General features: G+C 71.6%; 22 protein-coding genes. 17 read left to right on the forward strand and 5 right to left on the reverse strand.

Annotated elements, in window-relative coordinates; genetic code table 11:
• Positions 1 to 49: 49 nt before the first annotated feature.
• From ACLIBK_RS20455 to ACLIBK_RS20470, 4 genes are read left to right on the forward strand one after another with little or no spacing between them, the layout of a single operon-like run.
• Complete coding sequence (locus tag ACLIBK_RS20455) at positions 50 to 1564, forward strand: replicative DNA helicase (RefSeq protein ID WP_415389154.1); 1515 nt, start codon at positions 50 to 52, stop codon at positions 1562 to 1564.
• The gene (alr, locus tag ACLIBK_RS20460; RefSeq protein ID WP_415389155.1) at positions 1542 to 2642 is read left to right on the forward strand and encodes an alanine racemase; all 1101 of its coding nucleotides are present in this window, start codon (positions 1542 to 1544) and stop codon (positions 2640 to 2642) included. Before ACLIBK_RS20455 ends, alr begins: the two co-directional genes overlap by 23 nt.
• Positions 2639 to 3424 carry an MlaE family ABC transporter permease gene (locus ACLIBK_RS20465; RefSeq protein ID WP_415389156.1) on the forward strand — a complete coding sequence of 262 codons (786 nt, stop codon included), beginning with the start codon at positions 2639 to 2641 and terminating at the stop codon, positions 3422 to 3424. The genes alr and ACLIBK_RS20465 overlap by 4 nt, the downstream gene beginning before the upstream one ends.
• Entirely contained in the window at positions 3421 to 4197 is a 777-nt protein-coding gene (locus ACLIBK_RS20470) for an ABC transporter ATP-binding protein (protein WP_415389157.1), read from the forward strand. Before ACLIBK_RS20465 ends, ACLIBK_RS20470 begins: the two co-directional genes overlap by 4 nt.
• A 292-nt stretch (positions 4198 to 4489) precedes the next feature.
• Here ACLIBK_RS20470 and ACLIBK_RS20475 read toward each other — a convergent pair whose 3' ends face one another.
• The 3 genes from ACLIBK_RS20475 to ACLIBK_RS20485 are packed head-to-tail and all read right to left on the reverse strand — an operon-like array spanning position 4490 to position 7187.
• Positions 4490 to 5368 (reverse strand): amidohydrolase family protein, encoded by an 879-nt coding sequence (locus ACLIBK_RS20475; RefSeq protein WP_415389158.1) that lies wholly within the window; start codon positions 5366 to 5368, stop codon positions 4490 to 4492.
• A complete protein-coding gene (locus ACLIBK_RS20480; RefSeq protein ID WP_415389159.1) occupies positions 5365 to 6387 on the reverse strand; it encodes a Bug family tripartite tricarboxylate transporter substrate binding protein in 1023 nt (340 codons plus the stop codon). The genes ACLIBK_RS20475 and ACLIBK_RS20480 overlap by 4 nt, the downstream gene beginning before the upstream one ends.
• Positions 6387 to 7187, reverse strand: coding sequence for a TetR/AcrR family transcriptional regulator (locus ACLIBK_RS20485; RefSeq protein WP_415389160.1), 801 nt, complete (start codon positions 7185 to 7187; stop codon positions 6387 to 6389). Before ACLIBK_RS20485 ends, ACLIBK_RS20480 begins: the two co-directional genes overlap by 1 nt.
• Before the next feature lie 147 nt (positions 7188 to 7334).
• Between ACLIBK_RS20485 and ACLIBK_RS20490 the strand changes: the two genes are divergently transcribed.
• From ACLIBK_RS20490 to ACLIBK_RS20540, 11 genes are all read left to right on the forward strand, one after another.
• Positions 7335 to 8264: a LysR substrate-binding domain-containing protein gene (locus ACLIBK_RS20490; RefSeq protein WP_415389161.1), complete on the forward strand. Its 930-nt coding sequence runs from the start codon at positions 7335 to 7337 to the stop codon at positions 8262 to 8264.
• A gap of 302 nt (positions 8265 to 8566) precedes the next feature.
• Entirely contained in the window at positions 8567 to 8935 is a 369-nt protein-coding gene (locus tag ACLIBK_RS20495) for a hypothetical protein (protein ID WP_415389162.1), read from the forward strand.
• Positions 8935 to 9795: a class III extradiol dioxygenase family protein gene (locus ACLIBK_RS20500; RefSeq protein ID WP_415389163.1), complete on the forward strand. Its 861-nt coding sequence runs from the start codon at positions 8935 to 8937 to the stop codon at positions 9793 to 9795. The genes ACLIBK_RS20495 and ACLIBK_RS20500 overlap by 1 nt, the downstream gene beginning before the upstream one ends.
• Positions 9788 to 10504 (forward strand): alpha/beta fold hydrolase, encoded by a 717-nt coding sequence (locus tag ACLIBK_RS20505; protein ID WP_415389164.1) that lies wholly within the window; start codon positions 9788 to 9790, stop codon positions 10502 to 10504. Before ACLIBK_RS20500 ends, ACLIBK_RS20505 begins: the two co-directional genes overlap by 8 nt.
• Complete coding sequence (locus tag ACLIBK_RS20510; RefSeq protein ID WP_415389165.1) at positions 10501 to 11478, forward strand: catechol 2,3-dioxygenase; 978 nt, start codon at positions 10501 to 10503, stop codon at positions 11476 to 11478. The genes ACLIBK_RS20505 and ACLIBK_RS20510 overlap by 4 nt, the downstream gene beginning before the upstream one ends.
• Entirely contained in the window at positions 11478 to 12197 is a 720-nt protein-coding gene (locus tag ACLIBK_RS20515) for a PIG-L deacetylase family protein (protein ID WP_415389166.1), read from the forward strand. Before ACLIBK_RS20510 ends, ACLIBK_RS20515 begins: the two co-directional genes overlap by 1 nt.
• Positions 12194 to 12883, forward strand: a complete 690-nt coding sequence (locus tag ACLIBK_RS20520; protein WP_415389167.1) for a 4-carboxy-4-hydroxy-2-oxoadipate aldolase/oxaloacetate decarboxylase — start codon at positions 12194 to 12196, stop codon at positions 12881 to 12883. Before ACLIBK_RS20515 ends, ACLIBK_RS20520 begins: the two co-directional genes overlap by 4 nt.
• A gap of 2 nt (positions 12884 to 12885) precedes the next feature.
• Positions 12886 to 13974 (forward strand): 4-oxalomesaconate tautomerase, encoded by a 1089-nt coding sequence (locus tag ACLIBK_RS20525; RefSeq protein ID WP_415389168.1) that lies wholly within the window; start codon positions 12886 to 12888, stop codon positions 13972 to 13974.
• Positions 13971 to 14408: a nuclear transport factor 2 family protein gene (locus ACLIBK_RS20530; RefSeq protein ID WP_415389169.1), complete on the forward strand. Its 438-nt coding sequence runs from the start codon at positions 13971 to 13973 to the stop codon at positions 14406 to 14408. Before ACLIBK_RS20525 ends, ACLIBK_RS20530 begins: the two co-directional genes overlap by 4 nt.
• A 56-nt stretch (positions 14409 to 14464) precedes the next feature.
• Positions 14465 to 15646, forward strand: a complete 1182-nt coding sequence (locus ACLIBK_RS20535) for an ABC transporter substrate-binding protein (RefSeq protein ID WP_415389170.1) — start codon at positions 14465 to 14467, stop codon at positions 15644 to 15646.
• 167 nt (positions 15647 to 15813) lie between these two features.
• Positions 15814 to 16050, forward strand: coding sequence for a CsbD family protein (locus ACLIBK_RS20540; protein ID WP_415389171.1), 237 nt, complete (start codon positions 15814 to 15816; stop codon positions 16048 to 16050).
• A gap of 58 nt (positions 16051 to 16108) precedes the next feature.
• Here the strand turns inward: ACLIBK_RS20540 and ACLIBK_RS20545 are convergent, their stop codons facing one another.
• Positions 16109 to 17197, reverse strand: coding sequence for an SPL family radical SAM protein (locus ACLIBK_RS20545; protein ID WP_415389172.1), 1089 nt, complete (start codon positions 17195 to 17197; stop codon positions 16109 to 16111).
• Between the two features lie 183 nt (positions 17198 to 17380).
• On the opposite strand from ACLIBK_RS20545, the gene ACLIBK_RS20550 reads away from it, so the two are divergent.
• A complete protein-coding gene (locus tag ACLIBK_RS20550) occupies positions 17381 to 19087 on the forward strand; it encodes an HAD-IIB family hydrolase (RefSeq protein ID WP_415389173.1) in 1707 nt (568 codons plus the stop codon).
• Between the two features lie 205 nt (positions 19088 to 19292).
• On the opposite strand, the gene ACLIBK_RS20555 is transcribed toward ACLIBK_RS20550, so the two are convergent.
• Complete coding sequence (locus tag ACLIBK_RS20555) at positions 19293 to 19916, reverse strand: DUF6134 family protein (protein ID WP_415389174.1); 624 nt, start codon at positions 19914 to 19916, stop codon at positions 19293 to 19295.
• Between the two features lie 310 nt (positions 19917 to 20226).
• Here ACLIBK_RS20555 and ACLIBK_RS20560 point away from each other — a divergent pair, with 310 nt between their 5' ends.
• The gene (locus ACLIBK_RS20560) at positions 20227 to 20748 is read left to right on the forward strand and encodes a SixA phosphatase family protein (RefSeq protein WP_415389175.1); all 522 of its coding nucleotides are present in this window, start codon (positions 20227 to 20229) and stop codon (positions 20746 to 20748) included.
• Positions 20749 to 20847 lie beyond the last annotated feature (99 nt).

A 20847-nucleotide genomic window follows, 5' to 3' on the forward strand; every position in this document is an offset into this window, starting at 1 on the left:
CTGTGGATGGAGGGGACGCCGGAGGTGCATCCGGGATAGACTGTTCCCGATGAACGCCATGGACCAGAGCGGCGCCCTTCTGGGCCTGTCGCAGCGCCTGCCGCCGCAGAACATGGAGGCCGAGCAGGCGCTGCTGGGCGCCTTGCTGGCCAACAACAAGGCCTATGAGCGGGTTTCCGAGTTCCTGGCGGCCGAGCATTTCGTGGACCCCATCCACGGCCGCATCTACCAGTCCATCCAGCGCCGCCTGGAAGCCGGGCAGCTGGCCGACGTCGTCACCCTGCGCGCCGAGTTCGAGCATTCCGGCGTGCTGAACGAGGTCGGCGGCGCCGCCTACCTGACGCAGCTGCTGACCGCCATGGTCGGCATCATCAATGCTGGCGAGTATGCCCGCGTCATCCACGACGCCTGGCTGCGGCGGCAGCTGATCGACCTGGGCGAGGTGGTGGTGAACCGCGCCTTCGGGGCCGAGTCCGAGGAGGACGCGCTCGAGGCCAAGGAGCAGTTGGAAGCGGCCGAGCAGGCGCTGTTCAACCTGGCCAAGGACGGCGGCAACGAGGGCGGCATCATCACCTTCGACCGCGCCCTGCTGCGCGCGGTGGAGATGGCCGAGAAGGCCTTCACCAACGGCTCCGGCGTGTCCGGCCTGAGCTGCGGGCTGCGCGACGTGGACGCCAAGATGGGCGGCTTCCACCCCTCCGACCTGGTGATCCTCGCGGGGCGCCCGGCCATGGGCAAGACGGCGCTGGCCACCAAGATGGCCTTCGGCGCGGCGCGCTCGATCCTGCGCGAAGCCCAGGCGGAGAACCCCAACGCCGTGCCCAAGGGCGGCGTCGCGATCTTCTCCCTGGAAATGAGCGCCGACCAGCTGGCCACCCGACTGCTCAGCGAGAACGCCCGCATTTCCGGCGACCGCATCCGGCGCGGCGAGATTTCCCAGCGCGACTTCGACAACTTCGTGGAAACCTCGCGCGAGCTGGCCGCGCTGCCGATCTTCATCGACGACACCCCCGCCATCACCATCTCGGCGCTGCGCACGCGCTGCCGGCGGCTGAAGCGGACGCGCGGGCTGGACATGGTGGTGGTGGACTACCTGCAGCTGATGCGCCCCGCCGCCGGCTCCCGCCCGGAGAACCGGGTGATGGAGATTTCCCAGATCACCCAGGGGCTGAAGGCCATCGCCAAGGAATTGTCAGTGCCGGTGATCGCCCTGTCCCAGCTGTCGCGGCAGGTCGAGTCGCGCGAGGACAAGCGGCCGCAGCTGAGCGACCTGCGCGAGTCCGGCTCCATCGAGCAGGACGCCGACGTGGTGATGTTCGTCTACCGCGACGAGTACTACCTGGCGCAGCGGCAGCCCAAGGAGCTGAACTTCGACAACCTCGACAAGTTCTCCGAGGCCACCGAGAAGTGGCAGCAGGACATGGAGCGGGCGCACAACAAGGCGGAGCTGATCATCTCCAAGCAGCGCCACGGCCCCACCGGTTCCATCCCGCTGTTCTTCGAGGGCGAGTTCACCCGCTTCGGCGACCTCGACCACGTGCATGACGGTGGCCACCACGACTGAGGCCACCCGGGCGCGGCTGACCGTCGACCTCGGCGCGGTCGTCGCGAACTGGCGCTCGCTGTGTGCCCTGCACCCCTCCGGCGCGGTGGCGGGGGTGGTCAAGGCGGACGGCTACGGCCTGGGCGCAGCCTCGGTGGGGCGGGCGCTGCTGGCGGCCGGCTGCGAGCACTTCTTCGTGGCGCATCTGGAGGAAGGGCTGGCCCTGCGGGACGCGCTGGGGCTGGGGCCGATGATTGCCGTGCTGAACGGCTTTCCCCCCGGGGCGGAGGCGGATGCGGCGCTGCTGCCGGTGCTGAACGGGCTGGGAAACGTGCGGGCCTGGACCGCCGCGGCCCGGGCCGACGGGCGAGTGCGGGACGTGCTGCTGCACCTCGACACCGGCATGGCGCGGCTGGGGCTGCCGCCGGAGGAGCTGGTGCAGGTGGCAGCGGAGCCCGGGCTGCTGGACGGGCTGCAGCTGCGCTACCTCATGACCCACCTCGCCTGCGCCGAGGACCCTGCCAATCCCCTGAACGCCGCCCAGGCCGCGCGCTTCGCCGCCGCCTGCGCCGCCCTGCCTGCGGCGCCGCGTTCCTTCAGCAACTCCTCCGGCCTGTTCCTGGGGGGGCTGGCCGCCTCCGATCTCGCCCGCCCCGGCTGCGCCCTTTACGGCATCAACCCCACCCCGGGGCGGCCCAACCCGATGCGTCCGGTGGTCCGCCTCGACGCGCCGGTGCTGCAGGTCCGGGAGGTTCCGGCCGGCGCGACGGTGGGCTACGGCGCCAGCTGGACCGCGCCGCGGCCCTCGCGGATCGCCACGGTTGCGGTGGGCTATGCTGACGGCTATCTCAGGTCCCTCTCCGGCCGGGGAATGGCGCGCGATGGCGCGGGCCGCCCGGTGCCCCTGGTGGGCCGGATCTCCATGGACCTGATCACCTTCGACGTGACCGACCACCCCGCCATCCGCACCGGCGACTTCCTCGAGCTGATCGGCCCCGGCAACACGCCGGACGAGGTGGCCGCCCGGGCAGGCACCATCGGCTACGAGGTCCTGACCTCGCTCGGCCACCGCTACGCGCGGCACTGGCTGCCGGCTTGAACTGGATCCTCGACGCGATCGCCAGGGTCGGCCGGGCCGCCCTGGGGGCCTGCCGCACGGCCGGCGCGGTGGTGCTCTTCGCGCTGGAAGCGGTGTCGCACCTCGTGCGGCCGCCCTTCTATTTCCGCCAGTTCGGCCATGCCTTCGCCGAGACGGCCTATTTCTCCCTGCCCGTGGTGGCGCTGACGGCGGTGTTCACCGGCATGGTGCTGGCGCTGCAATCCTACACGGGCTTCGCGCGCTTCAACGCCGAGGGTGCCATTGCCTCGGTGGTGGTGCTCTCGGTGGTGCGGGAACTCGGGCCGGTGCTGGCCGGGCTGATGGTGGCCGGGCGCATCGGCGCCGCCTTCGCGGCCGAGATCGGCACCATGCGCGTCACCGACCAGATCGATGCGCTCACCACCCTGTCCACCGATCCCGTGAAGTACCTCGTCACCCCCCGGGTGCTGGCGGGCGCGCTGGCCTTGCCGCTGCTGGTGATCGTGGCCGACGTGCTGGGCGTGATGGGCGGCTGGCTGATCGCCACCCTGAAGCTGGGCTTCGCCTCCGGCGCCTACCTGAAGGCGACGATGGACGTGCTGCGGGTGGCGGACGTGGTGTCGGGGCTGGTGAAGGCCGCGGTGTTCGGCTTCGTGATCACGCTGATGGGCACCTGGTGCGGCTATACCTCCCGCGGCGGGGCGCAGGGCGTGGGCGCCGCCACCACGGCGGCGGTGGTCTCCTCTTCCATCCTGGTGCTGGCGCTGGACTACGTCATCACCGAGGCCTTCTTCGCGCGATGACGGGGATGGTGCCCAAGCTGCGGCTGCGCGGTTTGCGCAAGAGCTTCGGCGGCAAGCAGGTGCTGGACGGGGTGGACCTGGACGTGCTGGCGGGCCGCTCCACCGTGATCCTGGGCGGCTCGGGCTCGGGCAAGTCCGTTACCATCAAATGCATCCTGGGGCTGATCCAGCCCGATAGCGGCACCATCGAGCTGGACGGGCGCGACCTTTTGCGCATGCCCCGCGCCGAGCGCCGCGACGTGCTGGACCGCACGGGGATGCTGTTCCAGAACGCCGCGCTGTTCGACAGCCTGCCGGTCTGGGAAAACGTCTGCTTCAAGCTGCTGGCGCAGAAGCGCATCACCCGCGCCAAGGCCCGCGACCGCGCGGCCGAGGTGCTGGCGCAGGTCGGGCTGGCCGCCAGCGTCGGCGAGCTGTCGCCGGCGGAACTCTCGGGCGGCATGCAGAAACGCGTCGGCCTGGCCCGCGCCATCGCCTCGGAGCCCGAAATCCTGTTCTTCGACGAGCCCACCACCGGGCTGGACCCGATCATGGGCGCGGTGATCGACGGGCTGATTGTGGACTGCGTGCAGCGCCTGGGCGCCACCGCCGTGTCCATCACCCACGACATCCCCTCCGCCCGCCGCATCGGCAACGAGGCGGCGATGATCCACCACGGCCAGATCGTCTGGACCGGCCCCGCCGCCGTGCTGGGCGAGAGCGGCAACGCCATGGTGGACCAGTTCGCCCGCGGCGAACGCGATGGCCCGATCGCCATGGAACTGCGGCGGTAGAGATCGGCCCGGGTGGGGCCGGTTGGTCTGTGGTGTTCGGGCCGGGGCCAGAGGGGCGCCGCCCCTCTGGACACCCCGCGAGGAGCTTAGGCTCCTCGACCTCATGAGTGCCTCCGGCGGGGGCGGGATGGCCGAGGGCAGTCATCCGGGACGACGTGTGACATCCCGCCCCCGCCGGAGGCACTCAACGCGGGGTCCGGGGAGTTCGTAACTCCCCGGCGGAGGTCCAGGAGGCAGAGCCTCCTGGCCACGGTCAGACCATCCAGGTCCAACCGCTCCACCCAGGGCCGAATCAGTCCGCCCAGTACAGCCGCGTCGGGTTGTCCACCAGGATGCGATGGCGGGCCGCCTCGTCCGGCACGGCGGCAGCGAGCAGGTCCACGAGGTCGCCGTCATTGGGCATGTCGCCGGCGATGTTGGGGTGCGGGAAGTCCGTGCCCCAGAGGGTGCGGTCCGGCGCCGCCTCGGCCAGGGCGGCCGCGAAGGGGGCGGCGTCGCGGAAGGGCGCGCCGGCGGAGGACACGCGCTCCGGCCCGCAGATCTTCACCCAGGCCAGCGGGTTGCGCATCAGGTCCAGCAGGCGGCGGAAGGGTTCCTGTTCCACGCCGTTCTTGGCCTGCACGCGACCCATGTGATCGATCACGAAGGGCACGCGGATGCGCTCGATGCGCGCGGCGTGTTCCAGGATGTCGCCGGCGTCGAGGTGCAGCACCACGTGCCAGCCCAGCCGCTCGATGCGGCCGAGCACGCTGTCGAACACGTCCAGGTCGGGGGTGCCGCCGAGGTGCTTCACGAAGTTGAAGCGCACGCCGCGGATGCCGCCCGCGTTCAGCGCGTCCAGCTCGCGGTCGGTGACATTGCCGTCCACGATCGCCACGCCGCGATAGGCGCCGTTGCTGGAGGCGATGGCGTCCAGCGCCGCGGCGTTGTCGGTGCCGTGGCAGCTGGCCTGCACGATCACCGCGCGCTCGACGCCGAGGATGCCGTGCAGGCGCCGCAGGTCCGCCACCGGCGCGTCGGGCGGGGTGTAGGAACGGTCCGGCGCGTAGGGGAAGACGTTTGCCGGGCCGAAGACGTGGCAATGCGCGTCGCAGGCGCCCGGCGGCAGCTTCGTCGCCGGGGTGCGCGGGTTCGGGTCCGGCGGCTGGCAGGTCTTGATGGCGGCGCTCACTGCTTCTCGATCCCAGCTTGTTCGATCACCCGGCCCCAGCGCTCAGCGTCATTGGTGGCCAGCGTCATCAGGGCTTCCGGCGTGCTGGGCTTGGCTTCCACGCCGACGTCCAGCAGGTGCTGGCGCACGTCAGGCATGGCGAGCACCGCGTTCAGCTCGCGGTTCAGGTGGGCGCGGATCGGCTCGGGCGTGTCCTTGGGCGCCACCAGCGCGTTCCAGGAGGACACGTCGAAGCCGGCCAGCCCGGCTTCCTGCAGGGTCGGCACGTCGGGCAGGTTGGCCGAGCGCGCGGCCGAGGTGACGGCCAGCGGCCGCAGCGAACCGGACTTCACCTGCCCCATGATCGGGCTGACGATCTCAAAGGCGATGTCCACGTCCTTGCGCAGCAGCGCCGTCACCAGCGGCGGGGTGCCGTTGAAGGGCACGGTGACGGCCTTGATGCCGGCGGTGCTCTGGAACAGCTCGGCCGAAAGGTTCTGCGTGCTGCCCACGGCGATGGTGCCGATGGTGATGCTGCCCGGCTCGCGCTTCGCCTTGGCCAGCACGTCCGCGATGGTGCGGTAGGGGCTGTCGGGCGCGGTGATCACGGTGATGGCGAAGGTACCCATCAGGCCCACGGGGGCGAAATCCGCCACGGGGTCGAAGGGCAGCGTGCGGAACAGGCCCTTGGTGATGGAATTGGCGTTGGTGGACACCAGCAGCGTGTAGCCGTCGGCCGGCGCGGACACCGTCGCCTGGCCCGCGACGATGCCGCCGGCGCTGGGGCGATTGTCCACCACCATCGACTGGCCGAGGCGCTCGGCCAGCTTCTGCGTCACGGTGCGGGCGGTCAGGTCGGCCACGCCGCCGGCGGCGTTGGGCACGATCACGCGGATCGGCTTGTTGGGGAAGCCGCTGGGCCCCTGCGCGCGGGCGGTCCAGGGCGCGGCCAGGGTCGCGGCCGCGCCGCCCAGCAGGGTGCGTCGCGTCGTGGTGCCCAGGGCCGGCTGGCGCGGGTCTCGGCGAGGGGTGTCGTGCATCAGGGCTGTTCCTCGGGATTGTTGGTCGGGTCGGGGGGCGGGACGTCGGCGGCCCCGGGACGTGCAGCGTGGCTGCCGACGGTTAACGCCGCGTCGCCACCCGTCGGCGATGCGGCCTTGCCGTCCGTGGGCGATGCGGCGTCGCCCAGCGGCGACGCGCCGCCATCCGGCGGCGCCCGGAAGCCCGCAGCCGCGAAGCGGATCAGCTGCGGCAGCATGGCAGCGGTGTCGGCGGGGTCGCAGCCGCCGCCGGACAGGGCCTCGACGCGGTGCGGGCCGGCGGCGGTGTAGTAGATGGCGCCCAGCAGGAAGTGGAAGCGCCAGTAGACCTCGTCGCGCGACAGGTCCGGCAGGCAGGCGTGGATCGCGTCCACGAAGCGCTGGCTGCTGCGGTCGAAGCTTTCGGCCACCACGGTGTCGAGCAGCCGGGAATGGCGGCCCGCCAGCATGGCGCGCAGCCGGGTGAAAAGCTGGCCTTCCGGCCCCACCGTGGCATCCAACGCCGGGCGCAGGAAGGCGTCGAGCACCGCCTCCAACCGCGGCGGCTGCCCACCGGCCGTGCAGGCTTCCAGCAGCCGCAGCCGCTGTTCCGTCAGCGGTGCCGAGAGCGACCGGTACACGGCCGAGAGCAGGCCTTCCTTGCCGCGGAAATAATACCCGACCAGGGCGGAGTTGGCCCCCGCCGCCGCGGCGACCTGGCGCACCGAAACGCCATCGAAGCCATGCGCGGCGAAGAGCCGGGCGGCAGCGCGCACCAGCCGGTCGCGCGAGCCGGGATCGGCCTCCGGCACCGCGAGCACGGTTTCCGCGGTGTCCTCCGGCCTGGTTGTACGGGCGTGTAACACGCTGGGATAAAGCGCTGCCCGGGGCCGTCCGTCAATGCCGTCGGGCTTCCCGTGGCCCGCCCCTGGCTGTGGTCCCGCTGCCCCCGGGCGTATGATCCACGCATGCGCCGCCACCTCGATCGCCGGATGAAGCTGCGCCTGCTGCGCGCGGCCGAGGCCATCGCCGCCCAGGGCAGCATCCTCGGTGCCTCGCGCACGCTGGGGATCACCCAACCGGCGGTGACGCGGTCCCTGCAGGAGTTGGAAGCGACGCTGGAACTGCCGCTCTTCGAGCGCGGCGGCCGCGGCGTGCAGCCCACCGCGGCCGGCGAGGCGGTGGCGCAGGCCGCGAGCCGCATCTTCGGCGAGTTACGCCGGCTGGAGAGCGTGCTGGACGGGCTGGCCGGCGAGGCGGAGGAGCACGTGATTCTGGGCGCCCTGCCCGTGGCCGCCGCGGGCGTGCTGCCGGGGGTGCTGGGCCGACTGCGCACGGAACGCCCGGCACTGGCGGTGCAGCTGGTGCAAGGGCGGACGGAGGAGTTGCTGCCGCGCCTCGCGGCAGGTGAGCTGGACCTGGTGGTCGGCCAGCTCTACCCGCCGGAGCGGCCGGACGGACTGGTGCGGGAAGCGCTCTATGAGGAACCCATCGCCGTGCTCGCCCGCGCCGGCCACCCGATCTTCGCCAGGCCGGTAACGGCGGCGGCGCTGCGCGGGCATGAGCTGGTGCTGCCCAGCATCAGCCAGCGCGTGGGGCAGGAGATCGACCGGCTGCTGGCGATCCTGGGGCTGACCGCCGCGACCTCCGTACGCTCCACCTCCTACGGCTTCATCCGGGAGATGCTGCTGAGCACGGATTTCGTGTCCGTGATGCCGGACATGCTGATGGCCGGCGACCTCCTTCGCGGCACGATCCGCGCCGCCCCCCTGCCCGTGCCCGCCGAGCCGCGGCGGGCCGGGCTGATCTGGCGCGAGGCGGCCCCACCCTCCCGCGCGGCGCAGCGGCTGGTGGAGGTGCTGCGCCGCTACGTGGCCGAGATCGCGGCGCGGGATTGAAGGCAGCAAGCCGGGGGGAAGTATCCCCCCGGACCCCCTTCTATTTTCGGGAGTTTGCGGGTGCGCCCGCGGCCACCGACGCACTTTTCTCCCGAAAGAAGGAGGGGGACCGGGGGAGTTCACTCCCCCGGCCTTCCTGCCGCGGCCCGGTAACGCCGACCATCCTATGCCGATCCGGCATAGTTCTTCCCGAAGAAGCGATAAGACGCTGGCGCGGCGCCGGTCTAGGCTCCGCCCCGCCCCGGGACACCGGGCGGCACGAACAGGCGCGGCAACAGCGCGCCCCGGAGGACGTCCCCACCATGCGGAGCCGGCAGCTCGACCCGGACAACCTGCCCGCGGGCACCTACCTGAACACCGGCAAGGCGGCGACCGACGCACTGCGGGTCAACCGCTTCTGCTACGACCTGCGCCACCCCGAGAACCGCACCGCCTTCCAGACCGACCCCGAGGCGCTGATGGAGCGCTACAAGCTGGACGAGGAGGACCGCGCCCTGGTGCGCGCCCGCGACTGGCTGGGCATGGTGAAGCGCGGCGCCAACGTGTTTCCGCTGCTGCGGCTGTCGCATCTCTGCGGCGACGGGTTGCCCGCCACCGGCGCGCAGATGCGCGGCGAAACGCTGGAACAATACCTGGCCACCAGGAACATCGGGAAGAAGGGGGAAGGCTGATGGGCCGCATCATCGGCGGGCTGGGCTCGCCGCACGCACCGTCCATCGGCGCGCTGATCGACAAGGGCGCCTGGCGCGAGCCGGGCTGGGAAAAGCTGCTGGCCGGCTACGAGCCGATGCAGGAATGGCTCGCGAAGCGCAAGCCGGACGCGGCGATCCTGATCTACAACGACCACGTCACCACCTTCTTCTTCGACCTCTACCCCACCTTCGCGCTGTCGGTGGCGGCCGAGCACCCGATCGCCGACGAGGGCTTCGGCCCGCGCCCGATGCCGCCCGTGCGCGGCGATGCGGAATTCGCCTGGCACGTCGCGCATTCCCTGGTGGACGACGAGTTCGACCTGACGGTGTGCCAGGACATGCCGCTGGACCACGGGGCGCTGACGCCGATCTCCGGGCTGTGGCCGGACACCTCCAACGGCTGGCCCTGCGCGATCCTGCCGCTGGCGGTGAACGTGCTGCAGTTCCCCGTGCCCGGCCCGCGCCGCCTCTACAAGCTGGGCCAGGCATTGCGCCGCGCGGTGGAAAGCTATCCCAAGGACTACGACGTGGTGGTGCTCGGCACCGGCGGCCTGTCGCACCAGCTGCACGGCGAGCGCTTCGGCTACCAGAACTACGAATGGGATATGGAGTTCCTGGACACGCTGGAAGCCGATCCGGAGAAGCTCGCGGCGCTGCGGCTGCAGGATTACATCGACCGCGGCGGTGCCGAAGGGTCGGAGGTGATCATGTGGCTCGCCATGCGCGGGGCGCTGTCGCCGCAGGTGAAATGCGTGCACCGCAACTATCACGCGCCGCTGCAGACCGGCTTCGCCCAGGTGATCTACGAGGAAGTGCCGGAGGCCGCGCCCCGTGGCTGAGCGCCCCGCGGTCATGCTGGTGCCGGGCCTGCTCTGCGACGCCTCGATCTGGGCACCGCAGCGGGCGGCGCTGGCGGCGGAGTACGAGGTGATCATCCCCGATCTCTGGGGCTTGTCATCGATCCCCGGCATGGCGGAAGCGGTGCTGGCCGCGGCGCCCGCGCGCTTCTCGCTGGCCGGGCATTCCATGGGCGCCCGCGTCGCGATCGAGGTGATCCGCCGCGCCCCCGACCGGGTGGAGCGGCTGGCGCTGCTGGACACCGGCACGCACATGCAGCGCCCCGGCGAGGCGGAGAAGCGCCAGGAACTGGTGGACCTCGCGGCGCGCGAGGGCATGGCGGCACTGGCGGCGCGCTGGCTACCGCCGATGGTGCATCCGGACCGCGCCAACGACGCGGCGCTGATGCGGCCGCTGACGGAGATGGTGTGCCGCGCCACCCCGGCGATCTTCGCCGGCCAGGTGCGGGCGCTGCTGGACCGGCCGGACGCGGCGGCGGTGCTGCCCGGCGTGCGCTGCCCGACGCTGATCGCCTGCGGCCGCCAGGATGCCTGGAGCCCGCTGATCCAGCACGAGGAAATGGCCGCGCTGATCCCGGGCTCCGAGCTCGCGGTGATCGAGGAGAGCGGGCACATGAGCCCGGTGGAAGCGCCGGCGGCCGTGAACGGCGTGCTGCGGGCCTGGCTGCGCATGGGGAGCGACGCGCGATGACGGAACCGGTGACGGACCTCGCCCATCTCGGGCACCTCGAACTGCTGACGCCCAAGCTGGAAGAGTCGCGGCGCTTCTTCATCGACGTGCTCGGCATGACCGAGAGCGGCCGGCAGGGGGATTCCGTGTTCCTGCGCGGCTGGGACGATTACGAGCGCTACTGCGTCAAACTGACCGGCGCGCGGCATTCCGGCATGGGCCACATGGCTTTCCGGGTGCGCTCGCCGGAAGCGCTGGAACGCCGCGCCGCCGCGCTGAAACAGGCGGGGCATGAAACCCGCTGGACTGAAGGCGACCTCGGCCACGGCCGCACGCTGGAGTTCAAGGACCCCGACGGCCACACGGTGGAACTGTACTACGAGACGGAATGGTACGAGGCCCCGCCCGAGTTGCGCCCTGCGCTGAAGAACCAGGCGCAGCGCTTTCCCGGGCGCGGCGTCAACGTGCGGCGGCTGGACCACCTCAACTGCCTCGCCGCCGATATCCAGGCGAACCGCGAGTTCTTCGAGCGCTGCCTGGGCATGCGGCTGACCGAGCAGATCGTGCTCGACAGCGGCGTCGAGGCAGGCATGTGGATGACCTGCACCAACAAGAGCTACGACATCGCCTATTCGCGCGAGAACCACGGCAAGCGCGGCCGCTTCCACCACCTGACCTTCGCGCTGGACAGCCGCGAGGAGATCCTGCGCGCCGCCGACATCTTCCTGGAAAACGGCGTGCACATCGAGACCGGGCCGCACAAGCACGCCATCCAGCAGACGTTCTTCCTCTACGTCTACGAGCCCGGCGGCAACCGGGTGGAGCTGGCCAATGCCGGCGCCCGGCTGATCCTGGCGCCGGACTGGAAGCCGATCCGCTGGACGGAGGCGGAGCGGCGCAAGGGACAGGCCTGGGGCCTGAAGACCATCGAGAGCTTCCACACGCACGGCACGCCGACGCTGGAAGAAATGGACGAAGAAGGGATCGTGTACTGATGGCTGCCAACACCGCGCTGGTCGTTTCCGCGCATTCGGCCGATTTCGTGTGGCGCGCCGGCGGCGCCATCGCGCTGCACGCCAGCAAGGGCTGGGAGGTCACGGTGGTGTGCCTCTCCTACGGCGAGCGCGGCGAGAGCGCCAAGCTGTGGCGGCAGCCCGGCATGACGCTGGACCGCGTCAAGACCGACCGCCAGGGCGAGGCCGAGCGCGCGGCCTCCGCGCTGGGCGTGCACGACATCCAGTTCTGGGACCTGGGCGACTACCCGCTGACGCTGTCGCAGGACAGCCTGTTCCGGCTGGTGGACCTGTACCGCGCCATCCACCCCAAATTCGTGCTGACGCATTCCACGCGGGACCCGTACAACCACGACCACCCCGCCACGACCGACTTCGCGCAGCACGCCCGCATCGTCGCCCAGGCGCATGGCCACAACCCCGAGCAGAAGGTGCTCGGCGCCCCGCCGGTCTTCCTGTTCGAGCCGCACCAGCCCGAGCAGTGCGCCTGGACCCCGAACGTGATCCTCGACATCACGCCGGTCTGGGACAAGAAGTTCGCCGCCATCCAGTGCATGGCCGGGCAGGAACACCTGTGGGAATACTACACCCGGGTGGGGCTGCAGCGCGGCGTGCAGGGCGCGCGCAATTCCGAGCGCAAGATGACCTACGGCGAGGCCTACGAGGCCGTCTTCCCGCATGTGGTGGAGACGCTGGCATGAACGTCGTCCTCCGCAACCCGCCGCGCGTCGATCCGGCGCTGGCGGCGCAGTTCAAGCCCTTCGGCGTGGCCACGATCCACGAGGCGCAGGGACGCCGCGGCGTGCTGGCCTCCTATATGCGGCCGATCTATCCGCGCGCGCAGGCGGTGGGCACGGCGGTGACCGTGTCGCTGGCGCCCTGCGACAACTGGATGATCCACGTCGCGGTGGAGCAGTGCCAGGAGGGCGACATCCTGGTGGTGGTGCCGACCTCACCCTCCGATGCCGGCTATTTCGGCGAGCTGCTGGCCACCTCGCTCAAGGCGCGCGGCGTGGTGGGGCTGGTGATCGAGGGCGGCTGCCGCGACATCGCGGCGTTGCAGGAGATCAACTTCCCCGTCTGGAGCAAGGCCGTCTCCGCCCAGGGCACGGTGAAGGAAACGCTGGGCTCGGTGAACGTGCCGGTGGTCTGCGCCGGGCAGCTGATCCGCCCGGGCGATCTCGTCGTGGCCGACGATGACGGCGTGGTGGTGGTGGCGCGGGCCGAGGCCGAGACGGTGCTGCGCGCCAGCGCCGAGCGCGAGGAGAAGGAGGCGAAGACCCGCGCCGAGCTGCAGCGCGGCGTGATCGGCCTCGACTACTACAAGATGCGCGAGAAGCTGGAAAAGAAGGGCCTGGTCTACCGCGACTGGACCCCGGAGGACTGATCATGGTGCAGCGCGCGGTTCCCTGCGTCGCCATGCGCGGCGGCACATCCAAGGGCCTCTACTTCCTGGCCAGCGACCTGCCGTCCGACGTGACGGCGCGCGACCGCGTGCTGCTGGCGGCGATGGGCTCGCCCGACCCGCGGCAGATCGACGGCATGGGCGGCGCCGATCCGCTGACCAGCAAGGTCGCCGTGGTCGGGCCCTCCACCCGCGACGACGCGGACGTGGACTACCTGTTCCTGCAGGTCGTCGTGGACGAGGCGCGGGTGGACCCGTCGCAGAACTGCGGCAACATCCTGGCCGGCATCGGCCCCTTCGCGATCGAGCGCGGGCTGGTGCCGGCGACCGAGGGCACGACCAAGGTGCGCATCCACATGGTCAACACCGCCAGCCTGGCGGTGGCCACGGTGCAAACGCCGGGCGGGGTCGTGGAATACCAGGGGGAGGCGCGGATCGACGGCGTGCCCGGCACGGCGGCTCCCGTCACGCTGGACTTCCTGGACGTCGCCGGCTCCTCCTGCGGCGCGCTGCTGCCCACGGGCCACGTGCGCGACACGGTGGAAGGGGTGGAGGTCACCTGCATCGACAACGGCATGCCCGTGGTGCTGATGCGTGCTTCCGACCTCGGCCGCACCGGGACCGAGAGCCCGGAGGCGCTGGAGAATGACGCGGAGTTGAAGGCGCGGGTGGAGAAGATCCGCCTCGCCGTGGGGCCGCTGATGAACCTCGGCGACGTGACCAAGAAGACGGTGCCGAAGATGTGCCTCATCGCGCCGCCGCAGGCCGGCGGGGCGGTGAACACGCGCAACTTCATCCCCCACCGCGTGCACAAGGCGATCGGCGTGCTGGGCGCGGTCAGCGTCGCCACGGCCTGCGCCATTCCCGGCAGCGTGGCCGAGGGCATCGCCAGGATGGACAGCTCCTCCGGCGCCATGCGGGTGGAGGTGGAGCACCCCACGGGCTTCTTCACCGTGGAAATGGAGGTCGCGGCCGAGGGCGGTAGCGTCCGGGTGGAACGCTCGGCCCTGCTGCGCACGGCGCGCAAGCTGATGGCCGGCGAGGTCTACGTGCCTGCAGGAGCCTGGGGATGAGCGACGCCTTGACGGAAGCCGAGCGCTTCGCGGTGGAATGGGCCTGCACGCGGCTGATCCACCGCTTCGCGCTGCTCAACGACGCCGGCGACTACGCGGCGGTGGCGGCGCTGTTCACGGAGGATGGGTCCTTCGCCCGCCCCGCCGCCCCGGACAGCCCGGTGCAGGGGCGGGACGCCATCCTGCGCTTCTTCCGCGACCGCCCCGCGCGGGTCACGCGGCACCTGATGAACAACGTGGTGGTGACGGCCGAAGCGCCGGACCGCGCCAGCGCCAGCAGCTACGTCACCCTGTTCACCGCCCCCGGCGGCAGCACCCTGCCCGCCAAGGCCGACCCGGGCATCGCGATCGGCCGCTACGACGACCAGTTGGTGCGCGAGGATGCCGAATGGCGCTTCGTATGCCGCCGGGGTTCGATGTCGCTCAATTTCTGATACGCTGTTCGGAACGGCGGCCGTTGGCCGCATTCCGCATTTCGGGAGAGAACGCGATGAACAGGCGCAACCTGCTGGCCCTCGGCGCCGCCACGGCGACCGGGGCGGTGCTCGGCCCGGTGCGGATCGCCCGGGCGGCGGACCCGCTCAAGGTCGGGCTGATCGTGCCGCTGACCGGCCCCTTCACCTCCACGGGCAAGCAGATCGAGGCCGCGATGCGGCTCTACCTGCAGCACAACGGGGTCACCGTCGCCGGCCGCACGGTGGAGCTGGTGGTGCGCGACGACGGCAACGTCGCCGACGCCACGCGCCGCCTGGCGCAGGAGCTGGTGGTGAACGAGAAGGTGGCCGTGCTGGCGGGCTTCGGCCTGACGCCGCTGGCCCTGGCCGCGGCCCCCATCGCCACCCGCGCCAAGGTGCCGATGGTGGTGACGGCGGCGGCGACCTCCTCCATCACCGAGGCCTCGCCCTTCGTCGCCCGCACCGCGCTGGCCATCCCGCAGGCCGCCGTGACCATGGCGGACTGGGCCTTTGACAACAACCTGCGCAAGGTCGTCACCATCGTGTCCGACTACGGCCCCGGCCTGGACACCGAGAAGTGGTTCGCCGACCGGCTGAAGGCCAAGGGCGGCCAGATCGCCGAGGCGATGCGCGTGCCGCTGGCCAACCCGGACTTCGCGCCTTTCCTGCAGCGCGCCAAGGACGCGGCGCCGCAGGCGGTGTTCATCTTCGTGCCCTCCGGCGCCGGCTCGGTGTTCATGAAGCAGTTCGCCGAGCGTGGGCTGGACCAGTCCGGCATCAAGCTGATCGGCACCGGCGACGTGACGGACGACGATATCCTCAACGCCATGGGCGACCCGGCGCTGGGCTGCGTCACCGCGCACCACTACTCGGCCTCGCATGACAGCGCGCTGAACAAGCGCTTCGTGGAGGGCATGAAGCAGACCGCCAACCTGCGCGCCAACTTCATGGGCGTGTCGGGCTATGACGGCCTGGCGCTGATCTGCAAGGCGGTGGAGAAGACCGGCGGCGACACGGACGGCACCAAGCTGGTGGAGGCCATGAAGGGCCAGAGCTGGGAAAGCCCGCGCGGCCCGATCTCCATCGACCCGCAGACCCGCGACATCGTGCAGAACATCTATATCCGCCGCGTCGAACGGGTGAACGGTGAGCTGTTCAACACCGAGTTCGCCACCTACGCCAACGTCAAGGACCCGGCCAAGGCCGGCGGTCGCTGAGGCACGGCCCCCGGGGCCGCCGGCCAAGTGCCGGCGGCCCCGGGAAAACGACTCTTTCCCGGCCGCCGCGATGTCATCACGCGATGGCGAAGCCAACCGCCATTGGCTGCGTTCCCTCGGCAGGACCCCGGCTTTCCCAGGCCGGCGGCATGACGAGGAGAGCTTCCATGGACGAGAATCGCGTGACCGGCGCTGCCCGGGACTTCGGCGGCAAGGTGCAGGATGCCGTGGGCGGCCTGACCGGCGACACCGACCTGCAGGCCAGCGGCAAGGCCAACCAGATCCAGGGCCAGGCCGAGAACGCGCTGGGCCAGCTGGCCGACAGCATCCGCGAACAGCCCCTGACCTCCATCCTGATCGGCGTCGGCATCGGCTGGCTGCTGGGTCGCCTGCGGATCATCTGATCCGCCGCGGCCGGCCCGTTTCCGACCCTCGGGCAGGAACGGGCCGGCCTTTGTTCCCTCAGGTCCAGTACAGCACCCGCGCCGCGGGCAGGCGCCGCGTCACGGCGTCCTCCAGCGCGGCCCGCAGTTCCGCCATGGTGTGGCGGGGAAAGACCCACTTGGTCGACCCGAACTTGGTCAGCTTCCGCGTCCGGCTCGCTTCCTCCATGTCCAGCGAGGAACCGGGATACCAGCCCTGCAGCACCTCCCGCGATCCGGGGGTGAAGCGGTGGGTGATCAACTCCACCGTCAGGTCGGGATCGGGGATGTCGGCCAGGGCCTCGGCCGCATCGGCCAGCAACCGGTCATATTGTTCGCGCCAGTCCGGCACAGGGATGATCGGCGCCACTGTCAGCCCGATGCGGTAGCCCGCCAGCGCCATCTTCCGCATCGCCGCCAACCGCCTGGGCATCCGGGGTGCGCCACCCTCGAAGCGTTCCGCCCCGGCGGCATTGACGGAAAAGCGGATGCGCGTGCGCCGCTCGTGCGGCAGCGCCAGCAGCGGCTCCACCGCGTCGAACTTGGTGGTGAAGCGCAGCTGCGCCTCCTGCCCCGCCGGCAGTTCCAGCGCGCCGAAGAAGCGGATTGCCCGGTCCAGCGATCCGGTGATGTGCTCGATCCCCAGCGGGTCGGTGTAGCAGGAGGCCTCGAAGGTGGTGCCCTCCCCGGCCCGCGCGGCATTGGCGGAGGTGACGCTGCCCTGGCCCAGCAGCGGCGGCAGCTCGGCCAGGATGTCCTCGATATTGGCATAGGCGCGGATGATCGGCGGCCCGGCCAGCGAGCCCGCGAGGTAGCAGTACTGGCAATGCGCCGGGCAGCCCTCGGCCAGGTCGAAGCGCCAGTCGGCCGAGGGCGGGATCGGCTGCGGCCGTCGGCGGGAGGGCGAGGCCATCACCACTGCCATCGTGGTCTTGGCGTCGCGATAGGTGTCGGGCAGGCCGCTGAGCCGGTCGGCCTTCAGCCGCACCACCTCCGCGCCCAGCGCCGCGGCGCGCTCCACCGCGGCGGCGCCGTGCGGCTGCGCCAGGGCGGAGGGCGTCACCAGCACGCGCCGGGGCACCCAGAGGGGAAAAGCCCGCTGGGCGGGTGCTGGGGAGATGGCGTTCACGCCGGGATATCTGGGCCTGCCGCGCGGGAAGGCGAGCGGGCGAAGGCTTCACGAGCCGGCGCGCGGCAACCCCGGCCGGGCGCCCAGGTTACGGAACTGTCATCTATGCGGCGTAGGGTTCCGCACAGCGCTTGTCACGAGAGCGCCACGGGCGCTGGCCGCGGGAAGGAGTAAGGGAGGCCGATGCACTACGTCGCGCTCGCCACGGATTTCGACGGCACGGTCGCCCATCACGGGGAGGTGGATGCGGATACCCGCGCCGCGCTGGAACGGCTACGCGCCAGGGCCCGCAAGCTGATCCTGGTGACCGGGCGGGAGTTGCCCTCCCTGTGCCGGCACATGCCGGATCTGGAACTGTTCGACTTGGTGGTGGCCGAGAACGGCGCCCTGCTCTTCGATCCCCGCACCAAGGAGGAGCGCCCGCTGGCCGCGCCGCCGCCGGAGCGCTTCGCGGCGCGGCTGCGCGAATTGGGGGTGGAGCCGCTCTCGGTCGGCCGGGTGATCACCGCCACCTGGGAGCCCAACGAGACGCTGGTGCTGCAGGCGATCCGCGAGCTCGGGCTGGAGCTCCAGATCACCTTCAACAAGGGCGCCGTGATGGTGCTGCCCGGCGGCGTCACCAAGGCCTCCGGCCTGCGCGCGGCGCTGGACGCGCTGGAACTGGCGCCGCTGAACTGCGTGGGCATCGGCGATGCCGAGAACGACATGGCCATGCTGGACATGTGCGGGCTGGGCGTCGCGGTGGCCAACGCCATTCCCTCGCTGAAGGAACGCGCCGCGCTGGTGACGCGGGGCGAGCGCGGCGCGGGAGTGGCGGAGCTGATCGACCAGTTGCTGGCCGACGACCTCGCCGCGGCCGATCGCGACGCGCCGCGGGCCCAGGTGGCGCTGGTCATGCCGGAGGACGGGCGCGAGCCCATCCCCTTCACCGCGGCGCGGGAAAGCCTGCTGCTCACCGGCCATTCCGGCGGCGGCAAGTCCTCCCTGACCCTGGGGGTGATCGAGCGGCTGCTGGAGCGCGACTTCCAGTGCTGCATCCTCGACCCCGAGGGCGACTACGAGGAGCTGGAAGGTGCTGTGGTGGAAGGCTCAGCCAAGGAGCCGCCCAAGCCCGACCGCGTGGTGGACCTGCTGCGCAAGACCGACGGGCACGTGGTGGTCAACCTGCTGGGCGTGAAGCTGGCCGACCGCCCAGCCTTTCTGGGCGGGCTGCTGCCGGAGCTGATGGCGCTGCGCGCCCGCATCGGCCGGCCGCATTTCATCGTGGTGGACGAGGCGCACCACATGCTGCCGGCGGAATGGGACCCCGGCGGGGCCGCCGTGCCGGCCGAGTTGAAGGGCATCCTGTTCATCACCCTGCGTCCGGAATGCCTGTCGCCGCGGGTGCTGGACGGGGTGGACCGGATGCTGGTGGTGGGCGATGCGCCGGGCGAATCCCTGGCGCGTTTCTGCGCCGCCCGCAGCCTGCCCGCCCCCGGCGAGGTGCCGGAGATCGAGAAGGGCCAGGCGCTGCTGCTGGACGCGCGCGACGGTGCGGTGCAGCGGGTCGCGGTGATCCCCGGGGTCGGGGCGCGCCGACGTCACCAGCGCAAATACGCCGAAGGCCGGCTGCGCGACGACCTCAGCTTCTATTTCCGGGGCCCCGACGCGAAGCTGAACCTGCGCGCCCACAACCTCACGCTCTTCGTGCATCTCGGCGAGGGCGTGGACGAGGAAACCTGGGAGTTCCACCGGCGCCAGGGCGACTATTCCCGCTGGATGCAGGACTGCGTGAAGGACGCGGAACTGGCCAACGAGGTCGCCCAGGTGGAGGACAGCGAAGCCTCCTTCACCGAAGCCCGCGCCGCCATCCACGCCGCGGTGGAGCGCCGTTACACCGCCCCGGGCTGAGCGCCCCGCCGCGGTTCGCGCCTCATGCCGGAGGCAGAGAAGGCCGGGGGAGTGAACTCCCCCGGCCCCCCTCCTTTTCTCGGGAATTTAAAGAGCCCCCGCGGCCACCGGCGCTCCCCCAAACTCCCGAAAAGAGAAGGGGGTCCGGGGGGATGCCTCCCCCCGGCTCGCTGGTCCACCGGCGCAGAATAAGGGCCCGGCGGTATCAGGCCGCCTCGTAGTGCACGGCCGTGCCGTCGTCGCCGCGCGAGGTGTAGCCGGTCCAGTTGCCGGCCGCGTCGTAGCTCGCCTCGGTGAAGGGCGCGTCGAGCAAGCGCCACACGTTGCCGCTGTGCAGCGGCTTCGGCTCCACCAGCTTGCCCGTGGTGGTGTCGAACACGGGGCGCGACAGAACGGCCGGGTCCCACCAGGACAGCGGCGCCGCGTCGCGCGGCAGGCGCGCCGCCCCCGCCGTCGCCGCCACCAGCAGGCCGCCGCCATCCGGCCGCACGGTGCAGTCCACCGCCCGTCCCTGCCGCTCGGAATGCGAGCGGTAGTCCACGAGCCGGTCGCCCTCCCAGGTCTCGGTGTAGTCGTGCCCGTAGCGGAACACGGTGAAGCCCGCGAGGCGGATGGCGATCTCCACCTGCGACCGCGCCGAGCGCCTGGCACCGTCGGCCGAAAAGGTGACGCGGTGGCTGCCGATCTGGCTGCCCTCGCGGATGATCTTCCAGTTGTAGCCGCGCGCCGGCACGGCGCCGGCCGGCCGCGGCAGCAGGGGCAGCGCCGCCAGCAGGCCGAGCATGCCCCGCCGCAGCACGGGCGCAACGGCCCCCCGATGGTCCGGCATGGTTCGTGTCATCTCTCGCTCCGCCTCACTGCGTGCTTCGCGGCACCGCGCGCGCCCCAGGCCGGCCGGTCAACGGCCCGATGGACCCGGCCGATCCGAAACGCGCGGCGTCGCGGAACGGGCCGGGTGCCCGGGCCCGGCCCGGCCCGGCCGGGGGCGGTGCCGCCGGGCCATGGCCTCCGCCATCCGGGGGGCAGGCGTCAAGGGCCGCGTGGCGGGCCCGCGACGATTCGGAGCCCTGCCCGGGGGAAGGCAGCACCGCGCGCCACCCCGGGCGACAGCCCCGCCCCGCCGTGGCATGCTGCGGGCCATGCGACAGTTGCTGCTGCTGCGTCACGCCAAGTCTTCCTGGGACGATCCCGCCCTGTCCGACCACGCGCGGCCGTTGAACGCGCGGGGCAAGCGCGCGGCGGCGCTGCTGGCCGCGACCTTCCGGGACCTGTCGCTGCGGCCGGAGCTGGTGCTGGTGTCCTCCGCCCGCCGCACGCTGCAAACGCTGGAAGCGTTGGGCCCGCTGGGCGGGGCGCCGCGGATCGAGGCCACGGACGACCTCTACCTCGCGACCTGGACCTCGCTGCTGGACGCGGTGCGCCGCGTGCCGACGGAGGTGCGCAGCCTGCTGCTGGTGGCGCATAACCCCGGCCTGCACGACCTGGCCACCGCGCTGGCCGGGCCGGCGGCGGCAACCGGCTCCCGCCGGCTGGCGGAAGCCTATCCCACCGGCGCGCTGGCCGAGTTCACCGTGGAGGAGCCCTGGAACCGGCTGGAACCGGGCGCGGCACGGCTGGCACGTTTCCTGGTTCCCGGCGACCTGGCCGAACCCGCGGCCTGATCCGCCGCCGGCCCGCGGGATGGCCGGGAGCCAAGCCGTCCGGCCCCGCCCGGAGCGGCACCCTGCCGGGGTGCCCTGCCCGCGCCTGCGTCCGACCGG

This window comes from Roseomonas sp. BN140053 (assembly GCF_047690175.1).
Lineage (GTDB): Bacteria > Pseudomonadota > Alphaproteobacteria > Acetobacterales > Acetobacteraceae > Roseomonas.